Source organism: Pseudomonas sp. (genome assembly GCF_048269965.1).
Lineage (GTDB): Bacteria > Pseudomonadota > Gammaproteobacteria > Pseudomonadales > Pseudomonadaceae > Aquipseudomonas.
The window spans coordinates 272,975-288,444 of sequence record NZ_JBLWTV010000004.1 but is presented as its reverse complement, the minus strand read 5'-3'; the positions used below and the strand labels follow the sequence as shown (position 1 = coordinate 288,444).

Below are 15,470 nucleotides of genomic sequence, written 5' to 3'. Positions count from 1 at the left end.
TTGCCGCCAAACATCAATCAACCACAAGCAGAGAGAGCCTAGCTATGCGTCCATCCACAACGAACCTCACCTCGCAATCTCGTAGCCGCGTCATGACACTCGCCGCTATCGGTTTTGCCTCGATGACCGTACTGGTCAGCGGCTGCTCCACCTCCGCCGTCAACCGTGTCGGTAAAACCACCGAGGTCACCTATTACCCAAGCTGCTACCAACCCGTTCAGCACCTGCGCGATACCGACTCCAACATGACTCGCTCGATCGCTACCGGCGCCGTGCTGGGTGCAGTCGGCGGCGCCTTGACTGGCGCGTTGACCGCCGACAAGGAAGATCGCTCGCGCAACGCTGCCATCGGCGCCGCCGGCGGTGCCCTGATCGGTGGCGCAGCGGCCTATTACACCTCCAAGCAACAGCAGATCAGCGACGACCGCCAGCGCATCGGCTCCTACTCCACCGACATCAATGCCAGTGCCAGCACCTTCGACCGCAGCATCGCCTACGCCGAAGCCTCGCAGAGCTGCTATCAGAAAGAGTTCACCAGCCTGCTGGAGCAGCGTAAGTCCGGCGCGATCAACGATGTAGAAGGGCGCAAGCGTCTGGCCGAAATCATTGCCGGCCTGAACGAGTCCAACGACCTGATCACCGCCGTCAACGGCAAGGCGGGTGAGAACCTGAGCAACTACACCCAGGCTTACGAGGCTGACCTGAAGAACGTCGGCGTCGAGCGCGCCGAAGTGACCACGGTCGCCAAGGCCCCTGCCAACAAGCCGGTCAAGCAGACCAAGGTGCCTACCGAAGCAGTCAATACCGAGCGCGTTCTGCAGCAGGCCGAAGCCAAGCAGAGCAAGAGCCAGCAGGTGGCTGTAGCCGGTAGCAACCAGGTCAACAGCATGTGCAGCAACCCGGATATGGGCGACTGGGCACCGATTCCCTGCCCGAACGTCTGAGTCCTTGCGGATGATTGACTGAGCAGACGCGCCGCTGGTCCGCCCTTTCCGGGCGGAGCAGCGGCTATCGGAGTTTCTACCAAGGAGGGCAAATGTCCGACTACCTGATCGGGTTGAGAAACACCCCTTCACAGGTCATGGCGCGACAGCGCATCGAAGCCATGATCGACCTGCGCAAACTCTACACAGCCATCGATGCCGACCCCGCCATCTCCGGAGCTGGGGTGGTGTACATCGATGCCAATTTCAACGTGGTGACCCTGCGCGAGTTCACCCCGATCTGCAGCATCAGGCCCAAGCGCATCATCATTCGTGAAGCCCAGCGCAATGTCTCGCCGCAGCAGTTCGTCCAACAGGTGCAATCCAATCCACGCGAGTCGCGGCTGGTTGCAGAGAGCGTCAACACCAGCCTGGCCTGTGCCGGCGCGGTGCTGGGCTGGATCGCGATCATCGGCGGCACGGCCATCGTGCCGTTTACGGGTGGGGCGAGTCTGGTGATCACGGCTATCGGCGTAAGCGCAGCGGCGGCAGGAACCGCGCAGTGCGGTATCGGTGCCATGCGCGTCATCAACGAAGTTAACGACCCGTCACGCAACGACGAACTGGACAGCGAAGAGTGGTACCAGAACATGTCCACGGCCTTGGATGTCGTTTCCCTGGCCGGCGTTGGCGCAACGGGGGCAACCATCGTGCGCGTGATGAACATGCGCAGAGCCATGACCGGGCGTAGCTGGCATCAGAGCCTCAGAGGGCTGAGCCGTCAGGAGCGTAGGCGCTTGACCAGCGAAATCCTGGAAAACCGCAATCCGGCGCTGACACCAGCATTGCGTAAGGCCCTGCAACGCAGTGGTGAGCTTCCCAAACGTTTCACTACCAGTGAAATCTCTTCATCGCTGGCGATCAACATCAGAGATGCACTGAGCGTCGGTACCGGCCTGCTCGGCAGCAACATGGTACAGACCTACGCCATTGGACTTTACGAGGAGCTGAGTGAGTGAAACCGGGCCTGGACTTCCTGTCGATATTGCGGCGGCATTTTCCGATATTCATCGGCGCCTTTTATCTTGCCCTTTTTGCCTTGGCTATAAGCCTTTACCTGCTACTCGAACTGTATCCACCTGCTCGGGCAGACTACGGCGCCTACATGGTCCTGGCTAACCTCGGCATGTCGGTTTACCTATGCGCCGCCAACTTTCTGGTCATTCGCGGTCGCCCATGGGCGGTGTGGCTGATCATCGCAGCCATGGTGGCCTGCATGCTGGTTGTCGTCGGTCACTGGGGTAAACGCGCACCTGACCTGCTGTATTCCATCGGTCTGCTGCTGTCATTGGGTACCTTGCTGACACTCAACAGCAAGCGTTACCGCACCATGCTGACGGCCATGGTGGAAGTACGCGGTCAGCGCGCGGCGTGGCGTCAGCACAATAGAAAACGACGGTAGCGGGAACCTGGAAAAGGACCAAGTATCGCTTGGTAGAGCTCCTAAAGCGGCCGACATCTGATTGAGCTCGTTGATCACGGCCGCGATGTCATCGGTATTCGAATCAGCAAAGGCTCCATTTCTCATGGCGAAGCACTCTGCTATCTATCAACCTTTATCGGTCTTAACAAGGAGCTAGCAGAGTGAATCAGGGACTCGATTTCCTCACGATACTGCGTCGACACTTCCCGATATTCATCTGTGCTTTCTTCCTGGCACTGTTCTCTCTGGCTATCAGCCAGATCCTTCTGCTCGAGGTCTATCCGCCCAGCCAGGATGACTATGGCATCTACATGATGCTTGGCAGCTGCGGGGTATCCTTGTACCTGTGCGCGGCCAATCTTCTGGTGATTCGCGGCCGCCCCTGGGCGGTATGGCTGATCGTGGCAGCCATGGTCGCCTGCATACTGGTGATAGTCGGACACTGGGGCAGGCGAGCACCCGATCTGCTGTATTCCATCGGTCTGCTGCTGTCACTGAGTAGCCTGCTGACGCTCAACAGCAAGCGCTACCGCGCCATGCTCAAAGCCATGGTGGAAATACGCGGTCAGCGTGCGGCGTCGCGTGAGCACTACAAGAAAGAACGCCAGCGCTAGCCCACCAGGGCTCGGCAAAGCGGGTAGTCAGCCAAGTAGCTTCGTGACCTGTACAAGCGTAAGGCCTGGTCATCCGTTCAAATAAAAAGCCCCTGCCGATGCGAATCGGCAGGGGCTTTTTAATTCATGCCTACCAACGGTGGTTCAGTTGGCAGATGAACAAAGAGGGTGGAGGGAGACAAAGATAGTCGACCTCAGAGGGGCGAAAACACTGGGCTGGAGGCGACTTCGGACAGACTTAATGAACCCTGTCGGCCAAAGTAAATGGGTCAAAACCTACCGTCGGACAATGTTACTTTCCAAAGCCAGTAACGACGGGGCTTCTAGCCAGCCACAACCTGTCGGGAGGCGGCACGATATCAGGGTATCTTGTCGGCATCTCCGCTCAATTGACAAGTTGTCAATGCTCTTACCTTACACCACACGCAACCCGGATTGAAGCTAAGAAATTACAGGTCTCACCTGCCGAAACCTCCTAAGCGGGACAGCACTGATCCGCCACAATTCGGCCCTCCCGTTGCCTCTAGCCACGGGAGGGTGACGCGCTCACAGGCATGCACCTGGCGGAACATAGGAGCAGGCAGTAGTCCAAGGAAGGGCCACATCACTCGGGAATTTCTTAACCCTTTTGATAAGAAAATCTTGAACGGCTCAGGCTTTCATCAGCCGCCCCACCTGCTCATCACTGTCCGTCTAGGACTGCACACCAATTCATCTTCCTACTCTTTGCCGGCATTCACGCGAACCATGAAACGTGCGCTGCGTGTTCACTCGCAGGCCTGTGCTCTGCTGCGCAGGAGGACGAAACCAAAAACGAAATTAAATCTTCCTTCTTGGTTGATTTGCTTCCTCAAGGAGAGTAACTTTCTATCCAGTATCGAAAAACCCTGTCTCAGGGCCCTACCAAGGACTCTGAGACGGGAATCAAAGGAGGAGAAACCATGAACTTGACACCATTCGGTCAAAAAGTGCGTGAACTACGCATTCAGGCCAGGGTGCGGCTGAATGTGATGGCGGAAGCAATAGGCTACTCAGAAGCCTACCTGTCAGCTGTTGAAACCGGCAGAAAGCCCCTAAACGACGAGCTGTTAGAAAAGACCATCGATTACTTCGTCGGCCTAAACACTCCCTTCAATCCCCGCGAACTGGAGCGCGCAGCTGATGAGAGCAAGAAGTCGATAAACGTAGAAAGTCTCGAAGACCTCGAAAGGGGAGTTCTAGGAGCCTTCGCACGAAAGCTGCCTGGTGCATCCGAAGAAGCGCGGGCGGAAATCCTTAACCGTTTGAACAAAGTGCTGGAGGACATCCATTGATGGTGAAACCAAAGCCAAGGGGGGTTCGGGTAGCTCCTCTGAACTGCCAACTCATCCGCCAAGCAGCAGATGAGATTCGGAAAATATTCTCTATCCCACCTGGTCACGTCGACATCGTCGACCTTTATGAGTTTGGCCTCCAGGAGAAAGGTTGGGACTACGACATCTGCGAAGACAGCGCGCTTCCGGATGATGTCCTGGCAATGAGTTACCCAGATCGCCATTTAGTACGTGTGAAGCACTCGACTTGGTCAAAGGCTTTGCGTGGCGACCGTATGTGCCGATTCACTCTTGCTCATGAGCTAGGCCATCTTTTCCTGCACACATCGGAGCGCCTTGGCTTTGCTAGGCACCACCCATCTTCGCAGGGAAATCACAGCTTTTTTGAGGACTCGGAATGGCAGGCAGATCGGTTCGCGGCAGAGCTGCTCACTCCAGCCCATGAGCTGCGCAAGACTGGCCTCAGCGCATCCCAGATCGTGGCTGCTTATGGTGTTTCTAGAAAGTCAGCAGACATCCGCATCCGCTCACTCAAAGACGAGGGCTACCTGAAATAAAAAAGGCCACTGAAGTTGGCGCTTCAAGTGGCCTTTGTGCAAAAACAAAAGCAACGAGTGGCTCCCGTTGCTCTGCTCTGCGGATTTCATGTTAGCGCGCGAAATCTAGCAGCTGGCTCAGCACCTCGCAAGGTAACTTGTGTCCGCTGGTCGGTCAGAGCAGTTCTCCAGCCATAACTGAAAATTGGAGACCTGCCACCATGGCATCCACCCGTCGTCGTCGCTCGCCGGCAGCACCCTCACGTGCCAAAACTGTTTATGTCCGTCGCTACCCCCGCTTCCGCTTCGGTCGATGGGAAGACGTAACTGATCACTTCCGCAGCCCTCCGGGGCAGTTGTCCTTTAACTTCTAATAGGAGATGGGGCAGCTTGGCGGCTGCCCCCATATTGGACATCTTTCCGCTACGCATTAAGGGAAATTTCATGCGCAAAATGTGGATTCCAAGCCTCTCGATACCTACTGCAAGGGTGACCTACTACACCTTGGCACTGGAGGCAGAACACTGCCCTGGATTCGACCTGTTCTACGCCCATGAGCACTATGAGGTATGCCTCAGCCCCAACCTACGGCCATGCAATTTTCAGAACGGCACTCAAATCATGCTGCTCGATCACGCCCAAGCAGCAGAGCTCGCCAGCTTCGCAGAACCGATCATACAGCGACGCTATGGCCAACAGACTGTTGTTAACGTGAATGAATGCTCCGGCCCTGAAAGCTGGGCACGTAAAGCACCGTTTGCAAAACATGCAGAGAAAGCACGCGCTTTGATTGAAAAGTTCAGAGCGAAAGGAGCTCAGCGCTCGCTGGAAGAAAAAGGGCTACCCAAGGCAGAAGTCGTTCAACTCATCCCCAGCTAGCTCAATATGGAATACGAATGTCCCGATCCAAAATTGGATCCGACACATCGAGCAGGGGATCAAGCCAATCCGCTTTCGCCCGCGCCCACGTGAGATATTCCTGCTGATCGACTCTCAGGCCATGCCCACTCGACTGCACATCCTGCTCAAGAGCCATGAGAAAGGCTCGAATCGTTTGTGCCTGATGCCAGCGAAGCGCAGCTGACTTCAGGGCCTCCAGCTTTTCTTTCTCTGCATCCTGTATAGCCTTTTGTGCCAAGGCTTCTCGTCGCTGAATCTGCTTTAGCTCCTCCGCGCGGGCGCACTCTTCGCGGAACTGCAAGATACTCAGGGCCCGCTTGGCCATCCAGATGATGAGCTTGTTCAGCTGTTCTTCCACCACTTGGTGCGTGCCATCTTTGACCGAGCCGCCGTAACCTCCACCGCTGCGGATCTCCAATCGCCCAGACGGGGTATAGCGATAGCGCGGCCAGTAAGCCCACTCGCCCCGCGCTTTGGCCGCACGCTCTGCGTCGCTTGGCATATAGTCCGAGCGCTTCGTCGCTTCAAAAATGCTCAATGACAGGCATACACCAAACATCTGCACGTCCAGGTGATGCTCTCCTGGCACCAAGGAATACCCGCGCTTCTCCAAGGCCCGTACCAGCGCATTAGCGATGCGCAGTGCACGCGGACGTTGCTCGGGTGAGACGGCAATATTGAGCCCCTTGCCACCAGGCAACGGCAGACCTCGGCTGTCTTTATATCTGGCCTGAAAGCCATCACGTGTGGCAGCGACAAGCGGATGCCAACGCGTACCGCGTGTCGGCACTTTGATGAGATGTGCCGGATCCTGCTCGTAGGCAATTACGATGGCCAATCGTTCATCAATCAGTTCCGTCGCCTCCGAACGAGGGCGATGGACTTTCAATGGCTTCAGCAAATACCGAGGATCGCCGTTGTAGGCTTTAAGCCGTGGCTTAGGGGGAATTCCTCGCCCAGACTTTACCTTGGCCCAGTGTCCACGCGCCGGGGTTGGCACCTGCAAACGCCGACAGAGCTTTTTAAGTCCGACATCAGATAATCCATAGCGTGGGGCAACCAGCGTCACCGGTTCGGCCCAGACCTCATCTAACAGCTGGGCGCGGTCGTACTCTTCTCGCATTGCAGACGCCTCCATCCCAGAATAGAAACGGCACTACAGCGGGTGAAAGCCCCTGACGTATCCGGTGCCGTCATACAGTACGGGTCGCGCGCATATGCATGGCTGCTTAAAGGCTCTTGACCATTTTCAGCAAATGCAGCCCATGCAACTGCTCATCCCACAAATAGCCTGCTAGCTTTGAGATGCTAGCGAACCACTCTCCGCGCTCACCCTCAATCAGCAACATAACCCGCCGATTGCTGACAAAGTCCCCGTCCCAGGTCATCGAGTACGTGTCGATCTGGAGCTTTTGACCGGGCCCAATGACTGCGTCCGCAGCAACACCATCGACAAACGCACTCCCTGCTGCTCGGTATTCATCAACGCCATCGTCTGTACTCGCAAAGGCGTAAAGGGATTGCCGGACGTAGGTAATTCGCTGCGCTGTTCGATTCATCAGCCAAACAGGTTGCTTGTCAGAACACCGAGCGAAGTACGGTATAGCGACATAGATCCCTTCCTCGGCCTCTTGCTCAAAAGCTTCAAGATTGGCCTGAGCAATCACGTCGGCAATCTGACTACGCCGTTGAGCGAGTAGGTAGAAGACGTCTTCGTCCGCTGGAGGACGAATGCCGTCGAACGTCTCTAATGCGTCGCATGCGGATGTTAATCGCGCATAGCGAGCCAACTCATCAGCGTGCCTTTCTGCCACCGCAGGATGGCATTTTTCTCCCAAACGCTGGGCTCGACGCATGACTTCATCGCGGATGGGCTGATTCAACATCAGATCCTCACTGTAGACGTTGTGGCGCCGGGTGAACGCCCTGTTCACGAAGCTTGAGAAACGCCTCAAGTGACTGCCACCCCCCGTGCGGATGAAAGCTGACAATCACATAAAAGCTCCCGCTGAGCGTTCGAAGAATCCAGTACGGCCCCAGCTGCTCCGCTTTAAGAATGTCCGACGTTCTCAGCCGGTGGCCATCTTGAAACCGACCAGACAGCTCGGCTTTAACATGCCGATGCATCACGCCGAAACCACAGCAAGACACAATCACCGCGTCGGTAAGGTATGCCGTTACAGGCTCACCGAATGGGTAGTTGAACGCTTCTGCCAGAGACCCAGAGTATGTGCTCACGGTGATCGCTCCCATGACTACAGCGTTAACACCAGGTTGGCGTTGAAGCCCGTGTCTTCGCCGGGGTATCCCCTGGGGTTACACACCACGCGAGTGCCCGCCACTTCATAGTCGACTGCCGTGTGCGAATGACCGTGAACCCACAATGCCACCTGATCGCTTCCCATCAGGTCTTCCCAACGATTGGCATACGCAGCATCCATGTGGCCCCCAGCATGGGGGTTGTCCTGGAGCGAGCGCAGGGTAGGAGCGTGATGGGTGATCACCACGGTGCGTCCATCAAAAGGTTCAGCCATTTTGGTGCGCAGCCAATCGCGGGTTTTCACAGACTGCTCTACCAAGTCAGCGGGCCGGATGCGCCGATAGTTGTCCGTGCGAATCTGCCGGAAATCGTTCATGGCATTTTGCGCACTGAGGGAGGCAATGGGTGGATTGCCGGTCGCGGCAAAGTCCGTCCACATCGTGGCGCCGAGAAACCTCACCCCCGCGATGATGACCGCGTCGCGATCCAGTACCCGAGTCCGATCATCCTGAGCCGCGCGCATCTTCGCCAAGGTGTGAGTGAGATGGCCGCCATAAAATTCGTGGTTGCCGGGGACATACAGCACCGGGCCAGAAAATGCGCGCTTGGCCCAGGCCACACCCCGCGCTTTGACATCGATATCGCCAGCCAGAATCACCACGTCAGCATCAAGCACCTGTGGGTCAAAAACTCTGAATTCGTTGTGCAAATCGGACAGCAGGTGAATACGCATCATCATGACCATGGCGTGAAAGTAAGTTATGACTCACCGAAAAAGTCATCGTGTGCGACCCGGCCAAACATCAGGTCATCTTTTGGTTGGTCATCATCAAAAATCGTGTGAATGCGGCGCTGTTCGCGCAGATAAGCCAGCGTTTGGAAGAAACAGGACTCACACAGCTCAAGCCTGTAATGTTCACCATCGTGAGCAGCACCATAGCCCCATCTAGCGGACAAGCTTCCGAACTGGCAGCCGTACCCGACCATACGGGTGTTGCTTGCACACACGGTGCAGTGGATGTCGGAATCGCTCTGGCCTTGCTCGCTCATCATGATCACTCCTCATGTCCTGAACGTATTCGGCAGCCCTGGGTCGTACCGCCCTTTAACGGATTCGGTCTTATGCGAAGCGCGGTTCGAATCCCTCAGGAAATCCGCCCGACCATCTCCAGGGCCACACGTTTGCGCTGCCCCTCACCGAGCAACACGTAGAGCGTGCTCCAGGTCTGGAACAGACCCTCACCATGCAAAACGTGTAACGGCGATGTCCGCACAAAGTCCCCCACGTCCCAGCGCCTGGCACTGTCGTAAACGACGCCATGCGCATACACCAGCACCGGCTGACGCCCCGTTCTGCTCAGCTGCTCGCGCTCGGCTGGCGTGACCACTAAATCCAGCCACAGCCAATCGCGTACAAGACAGAACTCGGTAAAGGGAAAGCGCTGACGCACCATGGCCATGGCTTCATCGTCAGTCAGGGATAAGCCCGACATGGGCGTGCCAGGGCCATACAACAGGTCGGTCACCGCACTCAGCTCGTCCATATCTACCCCTGCTACTGAAGGCACCAGCGCGACTGCGCCATCCGCGCCGTCTCATAGAGATCAATCAGATGGCGCAGTGACTGAAGTCCACCCGGCGCAAAATTCACAATCACGAAACAGTCGAAATCTTCTGTGTGGATCAACCAGCGCGCCCCATAGCGCACCACCTGCGAGATCTCACCCGAGGTGAGCACGGCATGCTCCGGATAGCGGCGTACTCTGTAGGCATGCCCCTGCACACAGTTGCAGCTGACAGTGGCATTCACCAGGTAGCCGGTGATGATCTCGTCGGGGTAATGCTCCAGCAACGCTTCGAGTAAAAGGCGTTGCGTCCGCGCCGGCAGACGGGAGCTGATTCGGTCAGGCACAGTGCACCTCCGACGCTTGGCAAAACTGATCCACTACCGCCTTTAGTTCATGGTTTTGGCTCGTGCGGGCGCGAGGTTTGGATGGCCGTGACCAGGTCGGAGCTCGATCAGAAGCGATGTTCACTAATGCATCGACCGAGAGCAAAGGCCCGCTCTCAAGCTCTTTCCGGGGGCTCGTCACCAGTGCGCCTAGCTTCCTCATTGGCTCTGTAAGCCAAACTGACTGGCTGCCGAGTCGAGCTGCCGCATCTGCTAACACCGCATAGGTGGAAAGGAATGCAATCAGGTCGGCCAAACTGATGAATGTCCGATATTTCTTGCCAGGTTCAGCACGTGCCCGCAGGTAGCCGGCATCAATCCAACCTTTGATGGTCTGGTGCTTCCACTTCGTAATTTTGGTCAGGTCAGTGATGGTGAACTCAATGCCAGTGGAATGCTGAGCCGACACGTCCGCCAGCGTTTCTTCGTCAAAGCGAAACGCTGCGAACCCCTGGATGCCACGCACACGGCCTAGCGGTTGAAGATCACCCGCGAATACTCGCTTAAGCAGGTCATTGGCTTGCGCGTTGGAAAAGCGCTTACCACTGATATCCGCAAATGACAGGCTGCGCTTGGGCTCATCGATCTCGCCGCTGCTCTCGGTCAGCCGCTCAAGCAGTGCCAGCGCTTCACTTTTGCGATAGTCCCCCCGTGCAAACAGCGGGCGCTGCATCTCCGACACCGGGCTCAAGAGCCCAGTTTCCGCAAAGCGGTCTCGGGTACGTCGACTGATGCCGAGAAGTTTGAGCAAATCCTTGCCGTAGAGGAAATCCGCAGCCGCTTGCTGGTGTGCCTCAACCTCTGTGCGCTTAACCAAGCAAAATTCACTGGTCGCGCCCTGCAAGATGGTTCCACCCAACGCCCCCGACTTCACCAGAGCCACAATGCGATCTGCGGAGCTCTTCAAGGTACGCGCGGCCTCGGCAGCCGTGAGAGTCGCTTTCAACCCAAGCAGCTCGGCGCCGAGCTGTTTCATCTTGCGATTGATCGGAGCATTGGCCCGCTCAAGAATCAGCCGGTGGGCAATCTCGCGGAGGGGGGCATACACCTCACCCGCAAATTCTGTGTTCAGCTCGCGGTACCAGGAGCCCAGGTTGAGCATGAATCGGCTGGACGCCATTTGATTGGCCGCTTCAATCTTGGCTTCGACGAAGTCCCTGAAGCGAGGCAGTAAATTGCTGCCGATTTGATGACTGGCTTGGCACACCGCCAAGGCTTTGTCCGTATCGATGGGCGCATTTTTCCGATGCGGTTCCGCCAACGTCAGATTCGCCAGAAACAATAAAAAGGCATCAACGTCTTGGGGCAGCGCCTCCAGTCCCGGCAGCGAAATGCCACTGGCAGGCCACAAGAGGCTGGCCACCCAGAGGCTCGCGGGATCTGCTGGCGCGACATGCGCAGTGGTCAGGTCGTGCCCACACCGGCAGGTTGTAATCGAGTGGCGCTTGAGGTCTAGCGGTGCCGAACACTCGGGGCAGGCCTGCAACAGTGAGATTTGGTGTTCAGGGCATGCCATGAACAACTGGTGATGCCAGGCTTGGCGGATGTAAGCGGATGCACGCAAACAATCCACACAGACCGGAACCGCTGCGGTGCGGAGAAAGCGCCCTTGGCTGAGTGAACCCGATACCCGTGGGAAATGGCCGATCAGTTGGATCGCAGAGTCCTCCAGGCCCAGCGTCTCGCTGATGGCATTGAGCTCAGTCTCACTGTAACGGGCTTTGAGTCGAACCCCTGCCTCGCGGAGCAGGCCGGTAGAGGAGTCCATGAAGTTCTCCTCAGCCAACCGCAGGAGGTAGCCGTTTACGCTTTCATCAGCGAGGGGAGTCAAGGGGAATGCCAACATGCTGAGTCCTCACACCTTCACGCCAGCTTCGGCCATGACCTTGGTGTACACCAAGGCCATGTGCTCGATCTGTACCGTGATCCGCATGTCAAACGGATTGAAGTCGATCAGGCGTCCGATGACTGCCGCCTCATAGGCGTTGGCAAACTCGGGGTACAGCGCGTCGCCGACCTGCAAACAGGCCTCCACTTCGCGAACGAGCTTGACGATCAGGCCAAAACGCCCCGCACACGCGATGTACATGCGCTTGGCAAACTCGGCATCCTTGAGATGGAACGTGCGCCAACCGTTGCTCGCCAGGTATTGCAGCGCTGTCGCCAACGCCGCCCGAAAATGCGTGTAGTCCGGGCCCTGCCAGCCATACGGATAAAATTGGAATGGTCGCCTGACGCGATCCGCCAATTGCTCATTGTCCTGGAACAGTTGATTAAGCGATGGCAGACCGGCCAGGACGATACTGGCCTTCAGTGTTCCATCGAAAAGCTTAAAAAAGTCAGCTGCCGCCCGCACTGTGGTGCTACTGCCACGCTCTAGCATGTGTTGGCACTCATCAAAGATGATGAGCTCTGTGTTCCGCTTATTGGCTGCTTTGATAAAAGCCTCAGTCGCTGCCACATGGTTCTTAAAGCCCGCGGTGCTCATACCAATACTGCTCAGGCAAGCATCTGGCAGGGCTCGTGCCGTCAGATGCTTGGGACTGACCACCGAGATAACGCTCTGCGATCCGAAAGCGGAGGTGCGCACAACCTCTTGGATTGCACGAGCCAACACCCTCGTCTTCCCCACGCGTGTGGGCCCGACGACCGGCTGAATTTGATAATCCTCATCACGCGCACGCTCTACCGCAGCCAAAATCACAGCAAGGGCGGATGAGAACCGCTCATGCTGAACAAGCTGATCGTAAATACAGCTCATGGCTGGATGACCTCGGCAGGTGCCGGCACAAAGTCATTATCCGGCTCGACCGGCATGACAGCACGTGCGACAGGAGCAGCCGCATACTGGTCAAGCTGCGCTTGTACGTCACGGTGATAGCCCTCACGGGCTTTTTTCTGACCTGCACGGTTATGGTCGGAAATCTTTGAGCGACGCCGGGTGCTGTCCGTCGTCCACTTGTTCAGCAAGCGCGCATACACACGATGGTAGTCATGACCAGTCATGGTCTGCGGGTCACGCTCATACTGCTTACGAACCTCTTTGATGACCTCGAACGAGGCATTTGGAACGTCGCGCATCTTGCAATCGAGCTTGATCAACTCGCCGCTACGCGGATCAACGGCATAAATCGCCGCGCATTCGGCAGGGTTAAACAGAATCGTCACTGGCTTCTGAAGATAATCCCGCGTCACGTCCCGAAAGGCATAGCTGTTGTACTGAAAGCCCTCGAAATCAATCCCGTAATGCTGAACAATTCGAGTCTCCTTATTTTTATGCAAAATCAGACGCTGAACTTGTTCAAGGGATGGTGGCGGTGGCGGCATAAATCTCTTGAGCTCTTCATCCAACGCCTGCTTAATGGTCATATTCTTTCCATGGCGAAATCCGAGCTTCACGACAGGCTCATGGACGTAGTAGTCCCCAATGAAATTAACAACATCTTTGTACACTTGTTCGACGGTGTAGCAAGCCTCGTTCTCTGCTCGTTCATGTCGATTCTTGATTCCTTTCTCAGCACTTTTCTTAGAACCTGGCATCCGGTGAAATACCATTTTATCCAGGGTATTAAATAGTGATTCAACATGAGGCTTATCGTCACCGCGATAAGCGCGGGCATAATGGATATCAATCCCAAGATCTCGAACGAGCTCTAATGACACACCCGCCGCATTTTCAGACGCGTTATCCAATAAAACTTTATTCAAGCCGCAGGGTGCAGGCCAATCTGAAATCAATTCAAAGCGCTCTTTGAATTTCTCGTCTTTCGGGGAAAAGAAAAACTCAAAAAGCTTGAGCAATGAGTATTCACTAGGTGTCCCGGCTGTCACATAAATGCCCACGGGAAAGCCTGTCCGGCTACACACCATTGAGTACAAGGTGATTTTTGAAAATCGCCGACCGAACTCATCGACAACATACATATCAATCGTCTTGGCGTCGATTTGCACCAGTTCAAGGGCATGCTCAACGTAAAACTCATTTACCGCTTGCCGCGACAGTAGACGATAAGTTCTAGGATCAATTCGCCCATTTAAGACGATATCCCGAGGCATTTCTTGAAGCACTCGGGACACCAGTTTCACGCTGATTGGCTGGTTACCCTGAACCTGGCAATCTGAGCCTTTCAGGCGGTCATTCACAATCCGCGCTGTTGCTGCCAGGTTCAGCTTGTCATCCTTGGCATAGGTCTCCAGGATAGCTGCTCGGACGAGCTCTTTAGCTGCCGCCTTTACCCTCCAACCTTTACCGCCTCGCGCGCGGTAGTTCGGAATCAGGGCTTCAAAAGCTCCTTTTGCATATTTTTTCTGGTACTGCCTGATGGTTTTTGGACACGGCACCTTTTTTTCGTGCTCAAGTCCAACTTTAACCAGTAGCTCATTTTTTTCGCTTTGCGCTGCTCGCCGATATTGTTCGCTATCAACTAACTTGATGATGTCTCTGCGGAAAATAGCTTCCGCATATTCTGAAGGCTCCCAAGTCTTACCTTGGCGCTCAGTCGCATATCCTGGGATCTTGATGACTCCAGTTGCCAGTTCATTATAGAACTGCTGAAAGTCCATAACCCGCTCAATGCCACCCTTGCCGCGCAGGACAATATCTTTCAAATCAACTTGCAGCGACTTGATAATGAAGGGTTGCCCGGAAATATTCACAACCCCGTTTTCTCGGATTGGATTATTCACTGATATGAACCTCAAGCAGGGCCAAGTCTCCATTCCCTGGGTACACGTCAAAATCCATAGATTGAATTAGCGCTTTATTTAGATCCATCCTCAAAACGCCGCTCAGCAGACCTGCCAGCAAAAAGTGATTTTTCGGCTCCAATCCACAGAATACGTCTCTGACGTGCCCCGTCTTATTTTTAATCTGGCTGACTTGCTGCGCCCAAGCTGGCAGTTGTTGAGTGCATTGCCTAGCGAATTGATGAAGCACACTCACATTGGTCAAGAACGCTTCGGTGAAGTCCTCTTTGCACAACACTCTGAACTTCATACCGTTGCGTAAACAAAAATCGCTCACTCGATCAAATAGCCCTTTATGCTGTGAGCAGTAGCGCTTCGGCTTCACCTCGAAAATATGCTCAATGCCATCAATCACATCCGAAAGATCGGGTGTGTAGTACTGACTATCTCTGTGCTTGGCGGTGGGTAGGGCGGTCAGCACCTCGCCCCGAACCAGGTCAAAGGTCATTGCCTGAGCCCGCAACCGGCTGCCTCTCGGATCCAGATCCAGGACTTTCGCCAGCGCCAGCTCGTCGCGCGATTCCAAGCGAATTTCCAGGCCGCTTTTCAGCGACTTCATTACATACGCCTTGCGGCCACGGTTATTGCGACGCGCAACGTCGCGGGTCACAGAGTGGCTTTGGGAATCTCTCTTCATAATGTACAGCGTACCCATTAGGTAGATGTCATATCTATAGCGATGGTCATGGAGCCCGTCAAGAATTTTTTGGGTACAGCGTTACTATGATGCTAGTGTAGCCTAGG

17 protein-coding genes are annotated in these 15,470 nt (G+C 55.6%); 7 read left to right on the top strand and 10 right to left on the bottom strand.

Translation table 11 applies throughout. The annotated features are described in order from the left end of the window. The first annotated feature begins 44 nt into the window (after positions 1–44). The 7 genes from tagQ (at position 45) to ACN0X6_RS07290 (ending at position 5,748) form a co-directional block, all read left to right on the top strand. Positions 45–944: a type VI secretion system-associated lipoprotein TagQ gene (gene tagQ / locus ACN0X6_RS07320; RefSeq protein WP_417702929.1), complete on the top strand. Its 900-nt coding sequence runs from the start codon at positions 45–47 to the stop codon at positions 942–944. Between the two features lie 92 nt (positions 945–1,036). Beyond that, positions 1,037–1,942, top strand: a complete 906-nt coding sequence (locus tag ACN0X6_RS07315) for an NAD synthetase (protein WP_417702928.1) — start codon at positions 1,037–1,039, stop codon at positions 1,940–1,942. After that, positions 1,939–2,385: a hypothetical protein gene (locus tag ACN0X6_RS07310; RefSeq protein WP_417702927.1), complete on the top strand. Its 447-nt coding sequence runs from the start codon at positions 1,939–1,941 to the stop codon at positions 2,383–2,385. The genes ACN0X6_RS07315 and ACN0X6_RS07310 overlap by 4 nt, the downstream gene beginning before the upstream one ends. 182 nt (positions 2,386–2,567) lie before the next feature. Further along, a complete protein-coding gene (locus tag ACN0X6_RS07305; protein ID WP_417702926.1) occupies positions 2,568–3,020 on the top strand; it encodes a hypothetical protein in 453 nt (150 codons plus the stop codon). 941 nt (positions 3,021–3,961) lie between these two features. After that, complete coding sequence (locus tag ACN0X6_RS07300) at positions 3,962–4,333, top strand: helix-turn-helix domain-containing protein (RefSeq protein WP_268130108.1); 372 nt, start codon at positions 3,962–3,964, stop codon at positions 4,331–4,333. Then, positions 4,333–4,890: an ImmA/IrrE family metallo-endopeptidase gene (locus ACN0X6_RS07295; RefSeq protein WP_417702925.1), complete on the top strand. Its 558-nt coding sequence runs from the start codon at positions 4,333–4,335 to the stop codon at positions 4,888–4,890. Before ACN0X6_RS07300 ends, ACN0X6_RS07295 begins: the two co-directional genes overlap by 1 nt. A 423-nt stretch (positions 4,891–5,313) precedes the next feature. Further along, positions 5,314–5,748, top strand: coding sequence for a hypothetical protein (locus ACN0X6_RS07290; RefSeq protein WP_417702924.1), 435 nt, complete (start codon positions 5,314–5,316; stop codon positions 5,746–5,748). 1 nt (position 5,749) lies between these two features. On the opposite strand, the gene ACN0X6_RS07285 is transcribed toward ACN0X6_RS07290, so the two are convergent. The 10 genes from ACN0X6_RS07285 to ACN0X6_RS07240 all read right to left on the bottom strand — a co-directional run bounded on the left by ACN0X6_RS07285 (position 5,750) and on the right by ACN0X6_RS07240 (position 15,285). Next, positions 5,750–6,892, bottom strand: coding sequence for a hypothetical protein (locus tag ACN0X6_RS07285; RefSeq protein ID WP_417702923.1), 1,143 nt, complete (start codon positions 6,890–6,892; stop codon positions 5,750–5,752). A 106-nt stretch (positions 6,893–6,998) separates the two neighbouring features. After that, positions 6,999–7,655: a hypothetical protein gene (locus ACN0X6_RS07280; RefSeq protein WP_417702922.1), complete on the bottom strand. Its 657-nt coding sequence runs from the start codon at positions 7,653–7,655 to the stop codon at positions 6,999–7,001. A gap of 369 nt (positions 7,656–8,024) precedes the next feature. After that, positions 8,025–8,762, bottom strand: coding sequence for a metallophosphoesterase (locus ACN0X6_RS07275; RefSeq protein ID WP_417702921.1), 738 nt, complete (start codon positions 8,760–8,762; stop codon positions 8,025–8,027). 26 nt (positions 8,763–8,788) lie between these two features. Continuing rightward, complete coding sequence (locus ACN0X6_RS07270; RefSeq protein ID WP_417702920.1) at positions 8,789–9,082, bottom strand: hypothetical protein; 294 nt, start codon at positions 9,080–9,082, stop codon at positions 8,789–8,791. A gap of 92 nt (positions 9,083–9,174) precedes the next feature. Beyond that, positions 9,175–9,573, bottom strand: coding sequence for a DUF6957 family protein (locus ACN0X6_RS07265; RefSeq protein ID WP_417702919.1), 399 nt, complete (start codon positions 9,571–9,573; stop codon positions 9,175–9,177). Positions 9,574–9,584: 11 nt separating this feature from the next. Continuing rightward, positions 9,585–9,941, bottom strand: a complete 357-nt coding sequence (locus tag ACN0X6_RS07260) for a hypothetical protein (RefSeq protein ID WP_417702918.1) — start codon at positions 9,939–9,941, stop codon at positions 9,585–9,587. Then, positions 9,934–11,826 (bottom strand): TniQ family protein, encoded by a 1,893-nt coding sequence (locus ACN0X6_RS07255; protein WP_417702917.1) that lies wholly within the window; start codon positions 11,824–11,826, stop codon positions 9,934–9,936. The genes ACN0X6_RS07260 and ACN0X6_RS07255 overlap by 8 nt, the downstream gene beginning before the upstream one ends. Before the next feature lie 9 nt (positions 11,827–11,835). Continuing rightward, a complete protein-coding gene (locus ACN0X6_RS07250) occupies positions 11,836–12,741 on the bottom strand; it encodes a TniB family NTP-binding protein (protein ID WP_417702916.1) in 906 nt (301 codons plus the stop codon). Then, complete coding sequence (locus ACN0X6_RS07245) at positions 12,738–14,666, bottom strand: Mu transposase C-terminal domain-containing protein (RefSeq protein WP_417702915.1); 1,929 nt, start codon at positions 14,664–14,666, stop codon at positions 12,738–12,740. Before ACN0X6_RS07245 ends, ACN0X6_RS07250 begins: the two co-directional genes overlap by 4 nt. Continuing rightward, on the bottom strand, positions 14,659–15,285 hold the full coding sequence (locus ACN0X6_RS07240; RefSeq protein WP_417702914.1) for a hypothetical protein: 627 nt from the start codon (positions 15,283–15,285) through the stop codon (positions 14,659–14,661). Before ACN0X6_RS07240 ends, ACN0X6_RS07245 begins: the two co-directional genes overlap by 8 nt. Positions 15,286–15,470 lie beyond the last annotated feature (185 nt).

Excerpts from the sequence above, each read along its gene's own strand:
- ACN0X6_RS07300 (WP_268130108.1), top strand. The coding sequence starts at position 3,962 with ATGAACTTGACACCATTCGGTCAAAAAGTGCGTGAACTACGCATTCAG.
- ACN0X6_RS07285 (WP_417702923.1), bottom strand. The coding sequence starts at position 6,892 with ATGCGAGAAGAGTACGACCGCGCCCAGCTGTTAGATGAGGTCTGGGCC.
- ACN0X6_RS07290 (WP_417702924.1), top strand. The coding sequence starts at position 5,314 with ATGCGCAAAATGTGGATTCCAAGCCTCTCGATACCTACTGCAAGGGTG.
- ACN0X6_RS07315 (WP_417702928.1), top strand. The coding sequence starts at position 1,037 with ATGTCCGACTACCTGATCGGGTTGAGAAACACCCCTTCACAGGTCATG.
- ACN0X6_RS07250 (WP_417702916.1), bottom strand. The coding sequence starts at position 12,741 with ATGAGCTGTATTTACGATCAGCTTGTTCAGCATGAGCGGTTCTCATCC.
- ACN0X6_RS07295 (WP_417702925.1), top strand. The coding sequence starts at position 4,333 with ATGGTGAAACCAAAGCCAAGGGGGGTTCGGGTAGCTCCTCTGAACTGC.
- ACN0X6_RS07240 (WP_417702914.1), bottom strand. The coding sequence starts at position 15,285 with ATGAAGTCGCTGAAAAGCGGCCTGGAAATTCGCTTGGAATCGCGCGAC.
- ACN0X6_RS07265 (WP_417702919.1), bottom strand. The coding sequence starts at position 9,573 with ATGGACGAGCTGAGTGCGGTGACCGACCTGTTGTATGGCCCTGGCACG.
- ACN0X6_RS07275 (WP_417702921.1), bottom strand. The coding sequence starts at position 8,762 with ATGCGTATTCACCTGCTGTCCGATTTGCACAACGAATTCAGAGTTTTT.
- ACN0X6_RS07280 (WP_417702922.1), bottom strand. The coding sequence starts at position 7,655 with ATGTTGAATCAGCCCATCCGCGATGAAGTCATGCGTCGAGCCCAGCGT.
- tagQ (WP_417702929.1), top strand. The coding sequence starts at position 45 with ATGCGTCCATCCACAACGAACCTCACCTCGCAATCTCGTAGCCGCGTC.
- ACN0X6_RS07270 (WP_417702920.1), bottom strand. The coding sequence starts at position 9,082 with ATGATGAGCGAGCAAGGCCAGAGCGATTCCGACATCCACTGCACCGTG.
- ACN0X6_RS07255 (WP_417702917.1), bottom strand. The coding sequence starts at position 11,826 with ATGTTGGCATTCCCCTTGACTCCCCTCGCTGATGAAAGCGTAAACGGC.